The sequence below is a fragment of the Streptococcus sp. M143 genome (assembly GCF_000162495.1).
Taxonomy (GTDB): domain Bacteria; phylum Bacillota; class Bacilli; order Lactobacillales; family Streptococcaceae; genus Streptococcus; species Streptococcus dentisani.
Genome location: NZ_GG730099.1, coordinates 150,792 through 171,582, shown reverse-complemented (window position 1 = coordinate 171,582; position 20,791 = coordinate 150,792). Strand labels below are relative to the sequence as shown.

Annotated in this window: 13 protein-coding genes; 10 read left to right on the top strand and 3 right to left on the bottom strand. The window is 43.8% G+C overall.

What is annotated here, in order from left to right; genetic code table 11:
* Positions 1-189 precede the first annotated feature (189 nt).
* Complete coding sequence (locus tag HMPREF0850_RS12275) at positions 190-3,906, bottom strand: pullulanase (RefSeq protein ID WP_000723759.1); 3,717 nt, start codon at positions 3,904-3,906, stop codon at positions 190-192.
* A gap of 442 nt (positions 3,907-4,348) precedes the next feature.
* On the opposite strand from HMPREF0850_RS12275, the gene rpoB reads away from it, so the two are divergent.
* The 8 genes from rpoB to recA all read left to right on the top strand — a co-directional run bounded on the left by rpoB (position 4,349) and on the right by recA (position 17,115).
* The gene (gene rpoB / locus HMPREF0850_RS12270; RefSeq protein ID WP_000907159.1) at positions 4,349-7,960 is read left to right on the top strand and encodes a DNA-directed RNA polymerase subunit beta; all 3,612 of its coding nucleotides are present in this window, start codon (positions 4,349-4,351) and stop codon (positions 7,958-7,960) included.
* A 32-nt stretch (positions 7,961-7,992) separates the two neighbouring features.
* On the top strand, positions 7,993-11,658 hold the full coding sequence (rpoC, locus tag HMPREF0850_RS12265; protein WP_000228787.1) for a DNA-directed RNA polymerase subunit beta': 3,666 nt from the start codon (positions 7,993-7,995) through the stop codon (positions 11,656-11,658).
* A gap of 204 nt (positions 11,659-11,862) precedes the next feature.
* Positions 11,863-12,486 (top strand): hypothetical protein, encoded by a 624-nt coding sequence (locus HMPREF0850_RS12260; RefSeq protein ID WP_009014110.1) that lies wholly within the window; start codon positions 11,863-11,865, stop codon positions 12,484-12,486.
* Between the two features lie 103 nt (positions 12,487-12,589).
* Positions 12,590-13,033 (top strand): tRNA (adenosine(37)-N6)-threonylcarbamoyltransferase complex ATPase subunit type 1 TsaE, encoded by a 444-nt coding sequence (gene tsaE, locus HMPREF0850_RS12255; protein WP_000288226.1) that lies wholly within the window; start codon positions 12,590-12,592, stop codon positions 13,031-13,033.
* A complete protein-coding gene (locus HMPREF0850_RS12250; RefSeq protein WP_000455526.1) occupies positions 13,023-13,544 on the top strand; it encodes a GNAT family N-acetyltransferase in 522 nt (173 codons plus the stop codon). Before tsaE ends, HMPREF0850_RS12250 begins: the two co-directional genes overlap by 11 nt.
* A 4-nt stretch (positions 13,545-13,548) precedes the next feature.
* On the top strand, positions 13,549-14,583 hold the full coding sequence (gene lytR, locus HMPREF0850_RS12245) for a glycopolymer--peptidoglycan transferase LytR (RefSeq protein WP_009014109.1): 1,035 nt from the start codon (positions 13,549-13,551) through the stop codon (positions 14,581-14,583).
* A gap of 72 nt (positions 14,584-14,655) precedes the next feature.
* Positions 14,656-15,912 carry a competence/damage-inducible protein A gene (locus tag HMPREF0850_RS12240; protein ID WP_000642699.1) on the top strand — a complete coding sequence of 419 codons (1,257 nt, stop codon included), beginning with the start codon at positions 14,656-14,658 and terminating at the stop codon, positions 15,910-15,912.
* Between the two features lie 54 nt (positions 15,913-15,966).
* Positions 15,967-17,115, top strand: coding sequence for a recombinase RecA (gene recA, locus HMPREF0850_RS12235; protein ID WP_001085442.1), 1,149 nt, complete (start codon positions 15,967-15,969; stop codon positions 17,113-17,115).
* Positions 17,116-17,171: 56 nt separating this feature from the next.
* On the opposite strand, the gene HMPREF0850_RS12230 is transcribed toward recA, so the two are convergent.
* Positions 17,172-17,726: a GNAT family N-acetyltransferase gene (locus tag HMPREF0850_RS12230; RefSeq protein WP_000060282.1), complete on the bottom strand. Its 555-nt coding sequence runs from the start codon at positions 17,724-17,726 to the stop codon at positions 17,172-17,174.
* Between the two features lie 109 nt (positions 17,727-17,835).
* Between HMPREF0850_RS12230 and HMPREF0850_RS12225 the strand changes: the two genes are divergently transcribed.
* Together HMPREF0850_RS12225 and HMPREF0850_RS12220 are read left to right on the top strand one after the other, a co-directional pair.
* Positions 17,836-19,206: an MATE family efflux transporter gene (locus tag HMPREF0850_RS12225; RefSeq protein WP_009014108.1), complete on the top strand. Its 1,371-nt coding sequence runs from the start codon at positions 17,836-17,838 to the stop codon at positions 19,204-19,206.
* Positions 19,207-19,302: 96 nt separating this feature from the next.
* Entirely contained in the window at positions 19,303-20,019 is a 717-nt protein-coding gene (locus HMPREF0850_RS12220) for a YebC/PmpR family DNA-binding transcriptional regulator (RefSeq protein WP_000532894.1), read from the top strand.
* A gap of 49 nt (positions 20,020-20,068) precedes the next feature.
* Here the strand turns inward: HMPREF0850_RS12220 and HMPREF0850_RS12215 are convergent, their stop codons facing one another.
* Complete coding sequence (locus tag HMPREF0850_RS12215) at positions 20,069-20,773, bottom strand: CD20-like domain-containing protein (protein WP_000675581.1); 705 nt, start codon at positions 20,771-20,773, stop codon at positions 20,069-20,071.
* Between the last annotated feature and the right edge of the window lie 18 nt (positions 20,774-20,791).

Genomic DNA, 20,791 nt, shown 5'->3' with positions numbered 1-20,791 from the left:
TCTGCAAACAACACCCCATGACTAGAAGATTCTTCTAACCATGGGGTGTTTTCTCTATAGGAGGGCTAGGTTATACTCCTCGAAAATCTCTTTAAACCACGTCAGCTTCGCCTTATCTACAACCTCAAAGCTGTGCTTTGAGCAGCCTGCGGCTAGCTTTCTAGTTTACTCTTTGATTTTCATTGAGTATTAGTTCTTTTTCTTGTTTTTTATCAACCATCCAAGTCCGAGAAGGGCAAGGATGCTGAATCCAGCAAGGGCAAGAAGGGATTTGTTCTCAGTACCTGTGTTTGGAAGGAGGTTCTGAGAGTGAGCCTCTGCAGCAGTTTCTTGAGTTTCAGGATTGGCTGCTAGGTTTTGAGCTTGGCCTTGTTCTGGTTCAACTTTCAAGCTAGAAAGATCAAATTCTGGTTTTTCTTCCACAGCTGGAGCGACAATAGCACCACCTTGAGACAAGCGGAGAACAACGGCAGTGAGAGCGTTTAATTTCAAGCCTTTTTCAGTCCATTCGAGACCTTGAGGTTTAGCGATTCCTACTGGTCCGGCTTGATTTTCATCTGCGAGGACTTCAGCCTTTCTCAAGTGAGCAAAGGCAGTTCCCAAGTTGAATTCGCGAGCCTTACTATCCGCATTGACAAAGACAGCGTAGACATCTCCATTTGGAGCAGTGATTTGGTAGCCGATGACCACGTCTTCTTTTTCAACACCATTTTGGCCTGGGACAGTGATGAGTCGGACGCGCTCTTTGATATCTTGTAGACTCTTGAGTCGGAAGGCGTCTGTAGATTGACGAAGAGCGATCAATCCTTTCATGTAGTCACGGCTCTTGACATTTTCAGGATATGCTTTGCTATCTGTAGCTTTGGTCCAATCAAACTTGTTGACAGCATCACTAGAGTCGTAAGAGTCATGGATAAAGTAAGGATAGACAAATGGTTTGCCGTCCTTATCACGCAATAAGTGAGACTTGTTTGGAACCTTATCCTCTGAGACAGGAGTCTTGTAGGCTGGATCAAGGAATTGTTTGGTACGTCCGTATTCCTGACCAGAGTGGATAAACGAAGTTCCTTGAGCAGTCAAGACCATGAGGTTTCCAAGTCGCAAACGGCGATGGATTTCAGCGTAGTTCTCAGCCTTGCTTGGGTCTTTTTTGATAGACTGGGCAATGATGTCAAAGAGAGTCAAGTTATCATGGGCTGCGATATACTGGATAACATCTCCAGGATTGTCAGCCTCAAAGTTTGTTGGTTGGGCAATGAGATTTTTAAAGATGGTATTGATATCGCGTTTGCCACCTGTGATAAAGGCAGGTTGACCTTCGTTTGGATAGCCAGACTTGAGGTTGTTGCGGATGTCGTCTGAAAAGACAGCGACAGTATCTGTTTTCTTCATCCAATCTTGGTCAGCAGGTTGTACAGGCGTATTTTCATCGCCAGTATAGGTTCTCCAGCCTTCACCTAGCATGATAAGATTTGGATTGAGGGCGCGTGCAGCCTTATATGCTTCTTCGATTGAAGCCGCATCGTGATCACCCATCATATCGAAGCGGAAGCCATCCACTTTGTAGGTTTCAACCAGATACTTGATAGAGTCTACCAAGACACGTTTAGACATGTAGTGGGTTGTTCCCAAACGACCGCCTCCAAAGCTAGTACGTGGAGTTCCGTCTGCGTCCATAAAGTGATAGTAGTTTGGCTCAATATCTTCAAAAATGTCAACATTGGCAGTATGGTTGTAGACCACGTCCAAGATGGCCCCCATGCCACGTTTGTGGATTTCGTTGATGAGGTTTTTGAATTCGGCAATACGTTTTTCTGGATCCTTAGGATCGCTTGAGTACATACCAGTCAAGGAGAAGTAGTTTTGAGGGTCATATCCCCAGTTGTAGTTGCTGTTGCTTGAAGCGTAGGCAGACAAACGTTCTTGGTTCTTCAATTCATTGACAAAGTAGTAAGACAAGACTGGAAGGAGCTGGATATGAGTCACACCCAAGTCTTTGAGATAGTCTAGTTTTTCGATAAAGGCTTCAAAGGTACCAAATGGTTTGGTCAAGTCTTTTGCGATGGCAGGATCCGAAGTGAAGTCACGTACATGAGCCTCATAGATGACGGCATCTTCACGCGATTTGAAGTTGTGAATCTTCCCATAGGTCAAGTCTTGCGGACCTAACTTCGCTGGATCGACAAAGGCAGCTTTAGCGACCTTATGAGCGGCATCTGTTTTTGCTAGGTCACTGTTCCAAGCCGCTAATGATTTGGCATAAGGGTCAAGAACGAGGACAGTTTTACCTTGTCGCTCGATTTGGTAGTGGTAGTAATAGCCAGTGTAGTTGCTGATACCGAGACCAGAGTTTACATCCAGAGTTTGTTTCCAGGTGCCTTTTTCTCCTTTTTCAAGGGCAACAGTTCCGACTACTTTTTCAGGATCTTTCTTGTCATATACGACAACGGAAACCTTATCAGCGCTTGGAGACCAGAGGGTGAGGTCAACACGCTTGCCATCTTCTTTTAGAGTTGCGCCGAGTGGACCATCGTAACTGTAGGACTCATCCTTGAGGCGCCAGCTTGAACGTGTGGTAAAGCGATCTGAATTGTAGCTGACAGTGTAAGGGTGTTGGGTGTCAGAGAAGTCGCCGATATAGGTCACTTTTTTACCTGCCTCATCCACTTCCACGTCTGTGATAGCTACTTTATTCCCTTGGTAATCAGTGATGCTGGAGTGTTTGAGGATATCGTCTTTCTTAGCTCCAACGAGGGTAGAAAAACTGCTTTCGATACGAGATTTAGCCACGTGTTGGGCACCAGTCATACGGATATCGTGAACGTAGTAGGGGTTGGTATAGATGGTTTCGTCATCATCTTTGAGGAAAATCTGACTGTGATTTTTTAGATCAGTGAATTTATAATCTTCTTTTCTGATTTTCACATCATCGCCTTTCTTGCTTTCGTCTAGTAATAAAAATCCAAATTCTCTCGCAGCTTCATTGAGTGGGATATCAATGTAACGGCCATATTTTCCAGTTGCGGTAAAGTCAGTACCGTCAGGCCATTCTCCACTGCTTGGATTTCTGACATCGCCCCAATACCAGAGAGATTTTTTGTCATAGTTGCCATCGGTGCGATAGTAGTTGACACGAATAGTTCCTGCTGGTTGAGGGCGGTAGTTGTATACCTTGTAGTTTTCATCTAGCCAGGCCTCGTTCATTTTTGGAGAGAGGCGCTCTACAGAACGATCCCCTGTCAGGTTATCCCCCTTGGTATTGTTGATAAGGAAGCTGACTTTCTTGGCTTGCACATTTTTGAGTTTGACATCTAGATAATAGCCGTAGTCATCTTGCTTGGCATCCTTGAAGGACTTGGCTCCATTGGGCCAGTTTTCAGACGGTTTTTCAACATCGTCCCAAGTCCAAAGACCTTGAGAATCTTTGTTTTCTTCAGGGAGTTTTTTTACATGGATGCGGAAGTGGTTGTCTGCGATGGGTTCTTCAGAGGATGTATCAGCTTGTGGTTTTTGATCTGAAGTTGGCGTCGAAGTGCTGGCATTTACTTTCTCTTCCTTGCTGTTAGCTTGGCTTGTAGTAGTATCTTCTGTTTTAGGTGTTTCTGGTGCTGTAGTAGTTTCCACAGCTGGAGCTTCTTTTTTAGCGTCCAGGGAAGCGTTTGCATTCTTTTGTTCAGAAATAGGCGTTCCCGTTTGAGTTTGACTAATTTCAGTCTCAGTAGGGGCCTTGGTCACAGCGCTGGTATTTTCCTGAGTTTGAGGAAGGTTTTCGTTGGCCGAAATAGTTGGCATTGTAGCAGAAAGCAAGACAATGCTAGCACCAATAAGGACAGAACCAGTTCCGTTCTTCAAGGAACGGATACCGTAAATCATTTTTTTCTCAGTTTGAGATGGGATCTTTTTCATCACAATTCTCCTTGTGTAGTTGTTCCTTATCAGTATAGCACGAGGTAAATATTAGTGCAAGCGTTTTCCTAGTTTTTGAGAGAAAATATAATGCTTCATTCTCTTGAAATTTTAAAATAATATATAGGAAAAGATTGTTTAAAAAATAGTAAAAAAACCTTGAAAAATCTGGCTAAATAGGGTATAATATAAATAATCATTTGTCGTCGGTTTTGTCTGAAATATTGTCCAGACAAGGCTCACAGCAGTTAAATCTTCTGAAAAAGTCAGATTTAGCTGCTCTTTTTGTGCTTTTTTTCAGGTTTTCGAGTGCTTGTAACAAAGATTTAAAGATTCTGAAAATTCATCAAAGGGACATGGTGATAGGGGTTTTTAAAACCATATGACGATTAGAAAAGCCTGATTGATAAGGCTTGGAATTTATTTACAAAGGAGAATCATCTTGGCAGGACATGACGTTCAATACGGGAAACATCGTACCCGTCGTAGTTTTTCAAGAATCAAAGAAGTTCTTGACTTACCAAATTTGATTGAAATTCAAACGGATTCATTCAAGGATTTCCTAGACCACGGTCTCAAGGAAGTTTTTGAAGATGTATTGCCAATTTCAAACTTCACAGACACAATGGAGTTAGAATTTGTTGGCTATGAAATCAAGGAACCAAAATACACGCTCGAAGAAGCACGTATCCACGATGCTAGCTACTCAGCACCAATTTTTGTAACCTTCCGCTTGATCAATAAAGAAACAGGCGAAATCAAGACTCAAGAAGTCTTCTTTGGTGATTTCCCAATCATGACCGAAATGGGTACTTTCATCATCAATGGTGGTGAACGTATTATCGTTTCTCAGTTGGTCCGCTCACCAGGTGTTTACTTTAATGACAAAGTAGACAAGAACGGTAAAGTAGGCTACGGTTCAACTGTCATTCCTAACCGTGGGGCTTGGTTGGAACTTGAAAGCGACTCAAAAGACATCGCCTATACTCGTATTGACCGTACTCGTAAGATTCCATTTACGACCTTGGTTCGTGCGCTTGGTTTCTCAGGTGATGATGAAATCTTTGATATCTTTGGTGATAGCGAATTGGTTCGCAATACTGTTGAAAAAGATATCCACAAGAATCCAATGGACTCTCGTACAGACGAGGCCTTGAAAGAAATCTACGAACGGCTTCGTCCAGGTGAGCCTAAGACTGCTGAAAGCTCACGTAGCTTGCTTGTCGCACGTTTCTTCGATCCACGCCGCTACGATTTGGCAGCTGTTGGTCGTTACAAGATCAATAAAAAACTCAACATCAAAACACGCTTGCTTAACCAAACCATTGCGGAGCCATTGGTAGACCCTGAAACTGGTGAAATCTTGGTAGAAGCTGGTACCGTTATGACTCGTAGCGTGATTGAAAGTATCGAGAGTCACTTGGATGGCGACTTGAACAAGATCGTTTATATTCCAAACGATGCAGCTGTTCTGACAGAACCTGTTGTCCTTCAAAAATTCAAGGTTGTTGCCCCAACAGACCCAGACCGTGTTGTAACCATCATCGGAAATGCCAATCCAGACGACAAGGTTCGTGTTGTAACTCCTGCAGATATCCTTGCAGAGATGAGCTACTTCCTCAACTTGGCGGAAGGTATCGGCCGTGTGGATGATATCGACCACCTTGGAAACCGTCGTATCCGTGCAGTTGGTGAATTGCTTGCTAACCAAGTACGTCTTGGACTTTCTCGTATGGAACGTAATGTCCGTGAACGTATGTCTGTTCAGGACAATGAAGTTTTAACACCACAACAAATCATCAATATCCGTCCTGTAACAGCTGCGGTTAAAGAATTCTTTGGTTCATCACAGTTGTCACAGTTCATGGACCAACACAACCCGCTTTCTGAGTTGTCTCACAAACGCCGTTTGTCAGCCTTAGGGCCTGGTGGTTTGACACGTGACCGTGCTGGATATGAAGTACGTGACGTGCACTACACTCACTATGGTCGTATGTGTCCAATCGAGACACCTGAAGGACCTAACATCGGTTTGATCAATAACTTGTCATCTTACGGGCACTTGAACAAATATGGTTTTGTTCAAACACCATACCGTAAGGTTGACCGTGAAACAGGTGTTGTTACCAACGAAATCGTTTGGTTGACAGCCGATGAAGAAGATGAATTTACTGTAGCACAGGCTAACTCTCGCCTCAACGAAGATGGTACTTTTGCTGAGAAAGTTGTCATGGGACGTCACCAAGGGGTCAACCAAGAGTATCCAGCAGAAGTGGTTGACTACATGGACGTGTCACCAAAACAGGTAGTTGCCGTTGCGACTGCATGTATTCCTTTCTTGGAAAACGATGACTCCAACCGTGCCCTCATGGGTGCCAACATGCAACGTCAGGCTGTGCCATTGATTGATCCAAAAGCTCCTTACGTTGGTACTGGTATGGAATACCAAGCAGCTCATGACTCTGGTGCTGCTGTTATTGCTCAGTATGGTGGTAAAGTTACTTACGCAGATGCTGACAAGGTAGAAGTACGCCGTGAAGATGGTTCGCTAGATGTTTACCACATCCAAAAATTCCGTCGTTCAAACTCAGGTACTGCCTACAACCAACGTACGCTTGTTAAAGTTGGTGATCTTGTAGAAAAAGGCGACTTTATCGCAGATGGACCTTCTATGGAAAATGGAGAAATGGCGCTTGGACAAAACCCAATCGTTGCCTACATGACATGGGAAGGTTACAACTTCGAAGATGCCGTTATCATGAGCGAACGCTTGGTGAAAGACGATGTCTACACATCTGTCCACCTTGAAGAATACGAATCAGAAACGCGCGATACAAAGCTTGGGCCTGAAGAAATTACTCGTGAGATTCCAAACGTTGGGGAAGATGCCCTTAAAAACCTTGACGAAATGGGAATTATCCGTATTGGTGCCGAGGTTAAAGAAGGCGATATCCTTGTAGGTAAAGTAACGCCTAAAGGTGAAAAAGATCTTTCAGCTGAAGAACGTCTCTTGCACGCTATCTTCGGAGACAAGTCTCGTGAAGTGCGTGATACTTCTCTTCGTGTACCACACGGTGCCGATGGTGTCGTTCGTGATGTTAAGATCTTTACACGTGCAAATGGAGATGAGTTGCAATCAGGCGTTAACATGCTGGTTCGCGTCTACATCGCTCAAAAACGTAAGATCAAGGTCGGAGATAAGATGGCCGGACGTCACGGAAACAAAGGGGTTGTCTCTCGTATCGTTCCTGTAGAAGACATGCCTTACCTTCCAGACGGAACTCCAGTTGATATCATGTTGAACCCACTTGGGGTGCCATCACGTATGAATATCGGTCAGGTTATGGAGCTCCACCTTGGTATGGCAGCACGTACTCTTGGTATCCACATCGCAACACCAGTCTTTGACGGAGCAAGTTCTGAAGACCTTTGGGACACTGTCAAAGAAGCAGGTATGGATAGCGATGCCAAGACAATCCTTTACGATGGCCGTACTGGTGAACCATTTGACAACCGTGTATCAGTTGGTGTCATGTACATGATCAAACTCCACCACATGGTTGATGATAAATTGCACGCGCGTTCAGTCGGGCCTTACTCAACCGTTACCCAACAGCCACTTGGAGGTAAAGCTCAGTTTGGTGGACAACGTTTCGGTGAGATGGAGGTTTGGGCCCTTGAAGCCTACGGTGCGTCAAATGTCCTTCAAGAAATCTTGACTTACAAGTCTGACGATATTAACGGACGTTTGAGAGCTTATGAAGCTATTACAAAAGGAAAACCAATTCCAAAACCAGGTGTTCCAGAATCATTCCGAGTTCTTGTGAAAGAATTGCAATCTCTTGGTCTTGACATGCGTGTCCTTGACGAAGATGACCAAGAAGTGGAACTTCGCGACTTGGATGAAGGAATGGACGAAGATGTCATCCACGTAGATGACCTTGAAAAAGCCCGCGAAAAAGCAGCCCAAGAGGCTAAAGCAGCCTTTGAAGCTGAAGAAGCAGAGAAAGCAACAAAAGCGGAAGCAACAGAAGAAACTGCTGAACAAGAATAAGCAGTTCACTTAGAATAGAAAGGGAAGAAATAGTGGTTGATGTAAATCGTTTTAAAAGTATGCAAATCACCCTAGCTTCTCCAAGCAAAGTCCGTTCATGGTCTTATGGAGAAGTCAAAAAACCTGAAACAATCAATTACCGTACCTTGAAACCAGAACGTGAAGGACTCTTTGACGAAGTCATCTTTGGTCCTACAAAAGACTGGGAATGTGCTTGTGGTAAGTACAAACGCATTCGTTACAGAGGGATTGTTTGTGACCGCTGTGGGGTTGAAGTAACGCGTACAAAAGTTCGTCGTGAGCGTATGGGGCACATCGAGTTGAAAGCTCCTGTATCTCACATCTGGTATTTCAAGGGGATTCCAAGCCGTATGGGCTTGACCCTTGATATGAGCCCTCGTGCCCTCGAGGAAGTTATCTACTTTGCGGCTTATGTGGTGATTGATCCTAAGGATACACCACTTGAGCACAAGTCTATCATGACAGAGCGCGAATACCGTGAGCGCTTGCGTGAGTATGGCTATGGATCATTCGTTGCCAAGATGGGTGCCGAAGCCATCCAAGACCTTTTGAAACAAGTAGATCTTGAAAAAGAAATTACTGAACTTAAAGAAGAGTTGAAAACAGCTACTGGACAAAAACGTGTCAAAGCTATCCGTCGTTTGGATGTTTTGGATGCCTTTTACAAGTCTGGGAACAAACCTGAATGGATGGTTCTTAACATCCTCCCAGTTATTCCACCAGATCTCCGTCCAATGTTGCAGTTGGATGGTGGCCGTTTTGCCTCATCTGACTTGAACGACCTTTACCGCCGTGTTATCAACCGTAACAACCGTTTGGCTCGTTTGCTTGAGTTGAATGCACCAGGTATCATCGTTCAAAATGAGAAGCGTATGCTTCAAGAAGCGGTTGACGCTTTGATTGACAATGGTCGTCGTGGTCGTCCAATCACAGGACCAGGTAGCCGTCCACTAAAATCATTGAGTCACATGCTCAAAGGTAAACAAGGACGCTTCCGTCAAAACTTGCTCGGTAAACGTGTTGACTTCTCAGGACGTTCCGTTATCGCTGTTGGTCCAACTCTTAAGATGTACCAATGTGGTGTGCCACGCGAAATGGCGATCGAGCTCTTTAAACCATTTGTGATGCGTGAAATCGTTGCCCGTGACATCGTGCAAAACGTTAAAGCGGCTAAACGCTTGGTAGAACGTGGAGATGAACGTATCTGGGATATCCTCGAAGAAGTAATCAAAGAACACCCAGTCCTTTTGAACCGCGCACCGACCCTTCACCGTTTGGGTATCCAAGCCTTCGAGCCAGTCTTGATCGATGGTAAGGCCCTTCGTTTGCACCCGCTTGTCTGTGAAGCCTACAATGCCGACTTTGACGGGGACCAAATGGCCATCCACGTACCGCTTTCAGAAGAGGCTCAAGCAGAAGCTCGTATCCTCATGCTCGCTGCTGAGCACATCTTGAACCCGAAAGATGGTAAACCAGTTGTTACCCCATCTCAGGACATGGTTTTGGGTAACTACTACTTGACGATGGAAGAAGCTGGTCGTGAAGGTGAAGGAATGGTCTTCAAAGACCGTGACGAAGCTGTTATGGCTTACCGCAATGGCTATGTTCACCTCCACTCACGTGTTGGTATCGCGACAGACAGCCTCAACAAACCTTGGACTGAAGAACAAAAACACAAGGTCTTGCTGACAACAGTTGGTAAAATCCTCTTCAACGACATCATGCCAGAGGGTCTGCCTTACTTGCAAGAACCAACAAATGCCAACTTAACAGAAGGTGTTCCAGCTAAATACTTCTTGCCACTAGGTGGAGATATCAAGGAAGCAATCAGCAATCTTGAACTCAATCCTCCATTCAAGAAGAAAAATCTTGGGAATATCATCGCTGAAATCTTCAAACGTTTCCGTACGACAGAAACTTCTGCCCTACTTGACCGCATGAAGAACCTCGGTTACCACCACTCAACTCTTGCAGGTTTGACAGTGGGTATTGCCGATATCCCAGTCGTTGAAGACAAGGCTGAAATCATCGAAGAATCACACAAACGTGTAGAGCAAATCACCAAACAATTCCGTCGTGGTATGATTACAGACGACGAGCGCTACAACGCTGTTACAGCTGAATGGCGTGCTGCCCGTGAAAAATTGGAGAAACGTTTGGTTGCCAACCAAGATCCTAAGAACCCAATCGTTATGATGATGGACTCTGGAGCCCGTGGTAACATCTCAAACTTCTCACAGCTTGCCGGTATGCGTGGTCTGATGGCCGCTCCGAACGGACGTATCATGGAATTGCCAATCCTTTCAAACTTCCGCGAAGGTTTGTCAGTACTTGAAATGTTCTTCTCAACTCACGGTGCCCGTAAGGGTATGACCGATACGGCCCTTAAGACAGCCGACTCAGGTTACTTGACTCGTCGTTTGGTTGACGTTGCCCAAGACGTTATCATCCGTGAGGACGACTGTGGCACAGACCGTGGTCTCTTGATCCGCTCTATCGCAGAAGGAAAAGAGATGATCGAGTCTCTCGAAGAGCGCCTCAATGGTCGTTACACGAAGAAAACTGTTAAACACCCAGAAACTGGTGCAGTGATCATCGGTCCAAATGAGTTGATTACAGAAGACAAGGCGCGTGAAATTGTCAATGCTGGCGTGGAAGAAGTTACTATCCGTTCCGTATTTACATGTAACACTCGTCATGGTGTCTGCCGTCACTGTTACGGTATCAACTTGGCGACAGGTGATGCGGTTGAAGTTGGTGAAGCAGTTGGTACAATCGCTGCCCAATCTATCGGGGAACCTGGTACACAGCTTACAATGCGTACCTTCCACACAGGTGGGGTTGCCTCAAATACCGATATCACTCAGGGTCTTCCTCGTGTCCAAGAAATCTTTGAAGCCCGCAATCCTAAAGGGGAAGCGGTCATCACAGAAGTCAAAGGGCAAGTTACTGCTATCGAAGAAGATGCATCAACTCGTACCAAGAAAGTCTTTGTTAAGGGTGAAACTGGCGAAGGTGAGTACGTGGTTCCATTTACAGCCCGTATGCGTGTTGAAGTTGGAGACCAAGTCTCTCGCGGTGCAGCCCTTACAGAAGGATCTATCCAACCAAAACGTCTCCTTGCTGTTCGCGATGTCTTGTCAGTTGAAACCTACCTCCTCGGTGAAGTACAAAAAGTTTACCGTAGCCAAGGGGTAGAAATCGGTGACAAACACATCGAGGTAATGGTTCGTCAAATGATCCGTAAAGTTCGTGTCATGGATCCAGGTGACACAGATCTTCTCATGGGTACCCTCATGGATATCAACGACTTTACAGACGCCAACAAAGACGTCCTTATCGCAGGTGGAGTTCCAGCGACTGGTCGCCCAGTTCTTATGGGGATCACCAAAGCCTCACTTGAAACCAACAGTTTCTTGTCAGCGGCTTCCTTCCAGGAAACAACCCGTGTCCTTACAGATGCGGCCATCCGTGGTAAGAAAGACCATCTCCTTGGACTCAAGGAAAATGTTATCATCGGTAAGATTATCCCAGCAGGTACTGGTATGGCTCGCTACCGTAACCTTGAACCACAGGCTATCAATGAAGCAGCATATCTGGCTCCAGAACAAGAAGAGACAGAAAATGCTCCAGTAGACGAAACTGTGGAAATCCAAGTTGAAGAAACAGTAGAATAAAAGCAAACGAGAGAACCTTTGGGTTCTCTTTTGTTTTACTCTTCTGTTTATTGGGGTTAGGTGAGCACGACGCAATATCTCTCAAATCGCTTCAACTGTTTTTCATTTTTGTCAGTTGAGCGTCAAAATTGGACATTTGAGAAGAGAGGGGAATTTTTATCTTTCTCGCAGAGTATAATCATGTATACGAAGGGAGAACTGAAAATGATAAAATCAATTCGCATCTTATTGTTGCTGGCTTTGATCCAGATTAGTCTGAGTAGCTGTTTACTGTGGAAGGGAGCCATCTTAACCTTAAAGCAATCAAGCGCCTATTTTCTAGTGTTTATCGTATTGGCATCAGGTCTGTGCGCAGGGATGAATTTCTTTTATACTCGAGATCAGAATGTTCATAGCATTATAAACAGTCAGAAAAAAGTGAAACTATTTTATAGTATCTTGTTGGTTTTAAACCTAGTAGGCGTCTGTCTGGTGTTGTCGGAGACTATTTTAACACAGACAGCTGTTCAGCAAGAGTTGGTAGATCTTTTCTTGCCTTCCTTCTTTTTCTTGTTTGGGATTGATTTACTTGTCTTTTTACCGCTTGAAAAATACAGCCGAGATTTGGGAAACACTCTCAATAAGAAAAAAACAGTTGTCCTGACAGTTCTCGCAACCTTGCTGTTCTTGAGAAATCCAATGACAGTTTTATCCATTGTTTTTTATGTTGGTTTAGGCTTCATTTTTGCTCGGTTTTTATTTCCAAAATCTATGAGAAGAGAATTTTCCTTTTACGGTCACGTAATCCGAGATATTTTACTTGTTAGCGTCATGTGTATATTTTTTTAAAAACACTTTTCTATCAATAAAAATCCCTTATTTTACCAAAGTTGTTATAGTAAGTTTGTAAAGAAAATTTACATAAAATAGAACTTTTTGGTATAATAGTAGCATGTACACAAAAAATGAAGAAGAGCTGATCAATCTGGGAGAACGCCTAGGAACCTTGCTCCAAAAAAATGATGTTTTGATCTTGTCCGGAGAATTGGGTGCTGGTAAAACAACCTTTACAAAGGGTCTTGCCAAGGGCTTGGGGATTCGTCAGATGATCAAAAGTCCAACCTACACCATCGTGAGAGAGTATGAGGGTCGCCTTCCGCTCTACCACTTGGATGTCTATCGGATTGAGGGGGATGCTGATTCGATTGACTTGGATGAGTTTCTCTTTGGTGGTGGTGTGACCGTTATCGAGTGGGGACATCTTTTGGGTGAGGATTTGCCAGATTCCTACTTGGAGTTGGAACTCTTGAAAGAGGCTGAGGGTCGTCGCCTCTATTTTGCCGCTCAGGGTTCTCGTGCTGAGGAATTGATCAAGGAGCTTCAAGATGGAGTATGAACTTTGTATTCGTGAGGCTGAAGTTCAGGATGCGGCTGCTTTGGTTGCATTCTTGGATTTAGTTGGACAGGAGACAGATTTCACCAGTCTGGATGAAAATGGTATCCTGATGACAGAATCTGAAATAGTGCTTTTTATTGAAAAGCAAGCGACTTCAGATAACCAAATCACTCTCCTAGCCCTCCTGAATCATGAAATTGCAGGTGTTTTGAACATCACGGCAGAGCAACGTATACGGATTCGTCACATCGGGGATATCTTTTTGGTCATCCAAAGGAAGTTTTGGAATCATGGCTTAGGAAGCATACTCCTTGAAGAGGGAATTGAGTGGGCTAAAACCAGTGGAGTTCTGCGTCGTTTGCAGCTCAGTGTACAAAAGCGCAACGAGGCGGCTATCCACCTCTATTCAAAATTTGGATTTGTTACAGAAGGCTTACAAGAAAGAGGAGCCTATTTAAAAGAAGGGATATTTTTAGACGTTTACCTGATGGGTAGACTGATAGATAAATGATAAGATGGTAAAAAAAATAATCGGAATGCTACTAGCTTTTCTAGCAGTAACGGCTTTAGGTGTGGGTGCGTATGCCTATACTATTTATTATCAAGGAACTGAAACCTTAAGTAAAAAAACTTATAAGAAAATTGGTGAAGAAACCAACGTGATTGAGGCGACTGAGCCTTTGACCATTCTTTTGATGGGGGTAGATACGGGAAATGTAGAACGTACAGACCCTTGGGCGGGGAATAGTGATTCCATGATTCTTCTGACAGTCAATCCGAAAACCAAGAAAACCACTATGATGAGTTTAGAACGGGATATTTTGACCAAGATTGAGACTGGAAATGGCCAAGTTCAGGAAGCGAAACTCAATGCTGCCTATGCCAATGGCGGTGCAGAGTTGGCTATTTCAACCATTCAAAAAATGATGAACATTCATATTGATCGTTATGTGATGGTCAACATGCAAGGACTCCAACAGCTAGTTGATGCAGTTGGGGGCATCACAGTCAACAACACACTCGGTTTTCCAATTTCGATTGCTGATCAGGAAGAATTTAATAAAATCTCGATTGGAGTCGGTGAGCAAACTTTGAATGGTGAGGAAGCTCTGGTCTATTCACGGATGCGTTATCAGGATCCTGAGGGAGACTATGGTCGTCAAAAACGTCAACGTGAAGTCATTCAAAAGATTATGGAAAAGGTCTTGAGCCTCAATAGTATCAGTCATTATCAAGCTATCTTAAAAGCGCTTAGTGATAATATGCAGACAAATGTTGATTTGTCTGCCTCCAGTATCCCACAACTACTTGGTTACCAAGATTCCTTTAAAAACATCGAAACTCATCAACTTCGTGGTGAAGATGCTGAGTTGCAAGGAATCTCTTACCAAATCGTAACGAGAGAGCATATGCTGGAAATGCAAAATCTCTTGCGTCGTTCCCTAGGGAGAGAGGACGTAGCAGAGTTGGAGACCAACGCTGTTCTGTATGAAAATCTTTATGGTCGAACAGCACCTTCCACAAATGCTTCAAACGAAGAGATAGAATAAAACAAAGAATCAAATCGTGGGACTTTCCTGCGATTTTTTCAAAAAAATTCGAATAGATAGGTAGGAGGAAAGATGAAAGCAGAAATCATTGCTGTAGGAACGGAAATTTTAACAGGGCAGATCGTCAATACCAACGCACAGTTTTTATCAGAAAAGCTAGCAGAAATTGGAGTAGATGTCTACTTCCAAACAGCTGTCGGAGATAATGAAGCGCGTCTCATGTCCTTGCTAGAGATTGCGAGTTCGCGTAGTAGTCTAGTCATTTTGACAGGGGGCTTAGGGCCAACTGAGGATGATTTGACCAAACAAACTCTGGCAAAATTTTTGGGAAAAGGTTTAGTGTTTGACCCTCAAGCGCAAGAGAAACTGGATGTCTTTTTTGCTCATAGACCTGACTATGCTCGGACACCCAATAACGAGAGGCAAGCTCAAATTGTAGAAGGGGCAACTCCACTGCCAAATGAGACAGGTTTAGCAGTAGGAGGGGTATCGGAAGTGGATGGCGTGACTTACGTAGTCCTTCCAGGACCTCCTAGTGAGCTGAAACCCATGGTCTTAAATCAGCTCTTACCTAAGTTAATGACTGGTACCAAGTTATACTCACGTGTGCTCCGTTTCTTTGGGATTGGTGAAAGTCAGTTGGTGACCATTTTGGCGGATTTGATTGATAATCAAACCGATCCGACCTTGGCACCTTATGCCAAAACGGGAGAGGTGACCTTGCGCTTGTCCACAAAAGCACTCAGTCAAGAAAAGGCTGATCAAGCATTGGACACCTTGGAAAATCAAATCTTAGATCGCCAGACTTTCGAAGAACTTTCTCTGCGAGACATCTGTTATGGATATGGGGAGGAGACCAGCCTAGCAAGTGTCGTTGTAGAAGAGCTTAAGAAGAGAAAGAGAAGCATTACTGCAGCAGAGAGCTTGACGGCAGGCCTCTTTCAGGCTACTTTAGCGAACTTTTCAGGCGTTTCTGCTATCTTTAATGGTGGTTTTGTCACATATAGTCTAGAAGAAAAGTCCAAGATGCTGGATATTTCCGAGCAAGAGCTGAAAGAACACGGGGTTGTCTCAGAGTTTACGGCTCAAAAGATGGCAGAGCAGGCACGGCTCAAGACTCAGTCTGACTACGGAGTCAGTTTGACGGGTGTGGCTGGGCCAGATAGCCTAGAGGGGCATCCAGCTGGGACAGTCTTTATCGGATTGGCACATGCAAAAGGGACAGAAGTTATCAAGGCTAATATCGCAGGACGGAGTCGAGCAGATGTACGTCACATCGCGGTCATGCATGCCTTTAACCTAGTTCGCAAGGCTTTATTAAGTGACTAACTTTTGATATAATAGTAAATAGGTCTTAGGACTATTAGAATACAGGAGAATAGAATGGCGAAAAAACCAAAAAAATTAGATGAAATTTCAAAAAAATTCGGAGCTGATCGTGAAAAAGCCTTGAACGATGCTCTGAAATTGATTGAGAAAGACTTTGGTAAAGGCTCAATCATGCGTTTGGGTGAACGTGCGGAGCAAAAAGTGCAAGTGATGAGTTCAGGGTCGTTGGCTCTGGATATTGCTCTTGGTTCAGGTGGTTATCCTAAAGGACGTATCATCGAAATCTATGGACCAGAGTCTTCTGGTAAGACAACGGTTGCCCTTCATGCGGTGGCGCAGGCGCAAAAAGAAGGCGGTATTGCAGCCTTTATCGATGCGGAACATGCTCTTGACCCAGCCTATGCTGCAGCCCTTGGTGTGAACATTGACGAATTGCTCTTGTCACAACCAGATTCAGGGGAGCAAGGTCTTGAAATTGCAGGAAAATTGATTGACTCAGGTGCAGTTGACCTCGTCGTTATCGACTCAGTTGCAGCCCTTGTACCTCGTGCGGAAATTGATGGGGATATTGGAGATAGCCACGTTGGTTTGCAGGCTCGTATGATGAGCCAGGCCATGCGTAAACTCGGAGCTTCTATCAATAAAACCAAAACAATTGCCATTTTTATCAACCAGTTGCGTGAAAAAGTTGGAGTCATGTTTGGAAACCCAGAAACAACTCCTGGTGGACGTGCTCTGAAATTCTACGCTTCAGTCCGTTTGGATGTTCGTGGAAGCACACAAATCAAGGGAACTGGTGACCAAAAAGATACCAATGTCGGTAAGGAAACCAAGATCAAGGTCGTGAAAAACAAGGTGGCTCCACCGTTTAAGGAAGCCTTTGTTGAAATTATGTACGGAGAAGGGATTTCTAAGACCGGTGAGCTCTTGAAGATTGCAAGTGATTTGGATATCATCAAAAAAGCAGGAGCTTGGTACTCTTATAAGGATGAAAAGATCGGTCAGGGTTCTGAAAATGCTAAGAAATACTTGGCAGATCACCCAGAAGTCTTTGATGAGATTGACCATCAAGTGCGTGTTCAATATGGCTTGATTGAAGATGAAGAAGGAACAACTCCTACTTCTGTCGTTGAGGATCTAGCACCTAACCAAGAAGTGACACTTGACCTAGGCGATGGACTTGAAATCGAAATCGAAGAATAACATAAAAAGTAGCAGATAGGAACTGCTACTTTTTATGTTTATTCCAGATGAAAGAACTAATGGTCACTAAAACGACGGTATTCGATATGAAAGTCAAAATAATGTTCATCTTGCAACTTCTGGAAGATGTCGCGATAGGCTTCTTCGTCAAAGTGGTCGCCACGATAGAGGATTTCAAAACTCAGATCATCGTACTCTAGGAAAGCATTGGCTGTTTTAAAGCCACTTTGTCGATAGAAGTCCATGCGGGCCTTTCTTTGCTCCAAGTTATCGCATTCTTCATCCAAGCGCTCGACTTCCAACAACATGGTTCGCTGGTAAAAATCAGTCAGCTTTTCAATGATTTCTTTTCCATACCCATGGCTTCTCAAGTGGGGCATGATAGCAAAAAAGCTAATATAGAAGGCTTTTTGATTGGAGATGGAGAAGGCAAAGCCAACAAACTCTTCTTGGTTATAAAAAGCAAAAAAGTGGGCGTCATCTCGGTCCTGATAGCGTAAGAACTCTGACAGAGGAACTCGTTCTTCCTCGGGGAAAGCTTCCTTGTTTAGCTTTTCAACCTTATCAAGATCAGGAAATACATCGGTTATTAATTGACTGGTCAAACTCATAAGTGACCTCCTTTTCTTGATTATAGCAAATTGTCTCTCTGTAAGCAATTGATTTCAGGATTCGTTAAAGAATCTTGTCGGTCCTCTGGAAAGCTGATATAATAGCTTTATGAATAAGAAACGATCCGTGGACTTGATACATGGTCCTATTCTTCCTGCGCTGTTAAGCTTTGCCTTTCCAATCTTGCTGTCAAATATTTTCCAACAGCTTTATAATACAGCTGACGTCTTGATTGTTGGGCGTTTTCTTGGTCAAGATTCCTTGGCTGCAGTAGGGGCAACAACTGCCATTTTTGACTTGATTATAGGTTTTACGCTTGGTGTTGGAAATGGCATGGGGATTGTCATTGCCCGCTATTATGGGGCTCGTAATTTCACTAAAATTAAAGAAGCAGTAGCAGCCACTTGGATTTTAGGTGCTCTTTTGAGCATTGTGGTCATGCTGATGGGCTTTGTTGGTCTGTATCCACTCTTGCAATATTTAGATACCCCTGCAGAAATCCTTCCTCAATCCTATCAATATATTTCTATGATTGTGACCTGTGTCGGTGTCAGTTTTGCCTATAATCTCTTTGCTGGCTTGTTGCGGTCCATTGGTGATAGTCTAGCGGCTCTTGGATTTCTGATTTTCTCTGCCTTAGTCAATGTGGTTCTGGATCTCTATTTCATTACGCAACTGCATCTGGGAGTTCAATCTGCGGGTCTTGCTACCATTATTTCGCAAGGCTTATCAGTGGTTCTCTGCTTTTATTATATCCGAAAGAGTGTTCCAGAACTGCTCCCTCAATTCAAGCATTTTAAATGGAACAAGGCTTTGTATGCGGATCTCTTGGAACAAGGTTTGGCTATGGGTTTGATGAGTTCGATTGTGTCTATCGGTAGCGTGATTTTACAATCTTCGGTCAATACCTTTGGAGCTGTGATTATTAGTGCTCAAACAGCAGCTAGACGCATTATGGCCTTTGCTCTGCTTCCGATGACGGCTATTTCTTCTGCCATGCCGACCTTTGCCTCTCAAAATCTCGGGGCTAAGCGACCAGACCGCATTGTTCAAGGACTTCGAATCGGTAGTCGTTTGAGCATGTCCTGGGCAGGTTTTGTTTGTATTTTCCTCTTTTTTACCAGTCCCACCTTGGTTTCCTTCTTGGCCAGTTCGACAGATACTTACTTGGTAGAAAATGGCACTCTCTACCTGCAAATCAGTTCAGTCTTTTATCCGATTTTGAGCCTTTTGCTGATTTATCGCAATTGCTTGCAGGGATTGGGGCAGAAAGTCCTTCCTCTAGTTTCCAGCTTTATAGAACTAATCGGGAAAATCGTTTTTGTGGTTTTGATTATCCCTTGGGCAGGGTATAGGGGAGTTATCCTTTGTGAACCCCTTATCTGGGTTGCCATGACCACCCAACTGTACTTTTCACTTTTCCGTCATCCCCTGATAAAAGAAGGCAAGGCAATCTTGGCAGCCAAAGGACAATCCTAGCTGGATTTGCTGAATAAAATCCATTTCCTCTAGTGAAAATCGAAAAAACTTGTGTTATAATAAGAAAGATTAAAATGTGAAAAAAGGAGATTCCTAATGGGACGTAAATGGGCCAATATCGTAGCCAAGAAAACGGCTAAAGATGGAGCTAACTCTAAAGTATATGCAAAATTTGGTGTAGAAATCTATGTAGCAGCTAAAAAAGGTGATCCAGACCCAGAATCAAACACTGCTTTGAAATTCGTTATCGACCGTGCGAAACAAGCCCAAGTGCCAAAACACGTTATCGATAAAGCGATTGATAAAGCAAAAGGAAACACAGACGAAACCTTTACAGAAGGACGTTACGAAGGTTTTGGACCAAATGGTTCTATGTTGATTGTGGATACCTTGACTTCAAACGTCAACCGTACCGCAGCCAATGTCCGTGCAGCTTTTGGTAAAAACGGCGGAAACATGGGTGCTTCAGGTTCAGTTTCATACCTCTTTGATAACAAGGGTGTGATCGTATTTGCGGGTGAGGACGCTGATGCAGTCTTTGAGCAATTGCTAGAAGCAGATGTGGATGTGGACGATGTAGAAGCAGAAGAAGGAACAATCACTGTTTACACAGCTCCAACAGACCTTCACAAGGCTATCGTTGCCCTTCGTGAGTCTGGTATCGAAGAATTCCAAGTGACTGAATTGGAAATGATTCCTCAGTCTGAAGTGGAATTGTCAGGCGAAGACCTTGAAACCTTTGAAAAACTTTACAGCGTTCTTGAGGACGACGAAGACGTACAAAAGATCTACACAAACGTAGATGGATTCTAATAGAAAAACGAACAGTTTTACTAGCTGTTCGTTTTTTTGATATTTGAACTTAGACTCTGGTTTCAGAATCGTTTTGTTTCTTGCTTTTTTCTAGACCTAGACCGACTGCATGTTTTTGGACGAGCAAGAGTTGTCCATTGTCCTGTTTTGCAAAAGTTAAGGTAACAGTCTTGATCTTGTCACCAATGGAGATATAGGTGATTTTTCTCGTATCATAGCCTCCGATAGTGGAGTCAAACTCGGAGTCTGGTAGTCCGTGTTTTTTGATAATATCCTTGTAGTTGGTACCACCTTTTCCTTTGTTATCAAGGTCACCTTCGATTAAGGCGTCGAACTGTTCCTGGGTCCAGGTGAAGTTATCGTCTTCTTCCTCCTCTGGGATGGAATAGGCGCTATCATCTGTCAAGTCGCTTTCTTCTTCGCGCTCCATTGAGGCACTTGCCTCGCTGTAGGAACGGTTAAACTCCCTGGCAAACTCTTCGTAGACATTAGCGTAAAGTATCTGGGTCGTAAAGAAAAGTACAACAGAAGCAATTGCTAGGGATGTTCCGATAATGGCCATCGTTTTCCGTTTTTTAAGGTTGACGATAAGGCCGATAATGCCCAAGATCAAAGCGACAATAGCGATGAAAAAAGACAGATAGTTAATAAACGGAATCCAAGACCCTAAAAGTGCGATGGCTCCAAAAATAGTTGCTAAAATCCCTAAAACTTTTTGTTCTTCTGGTTTCATTTGAAAGTTTTCTCCCTTCATCGAGTGAATGGATTTCTA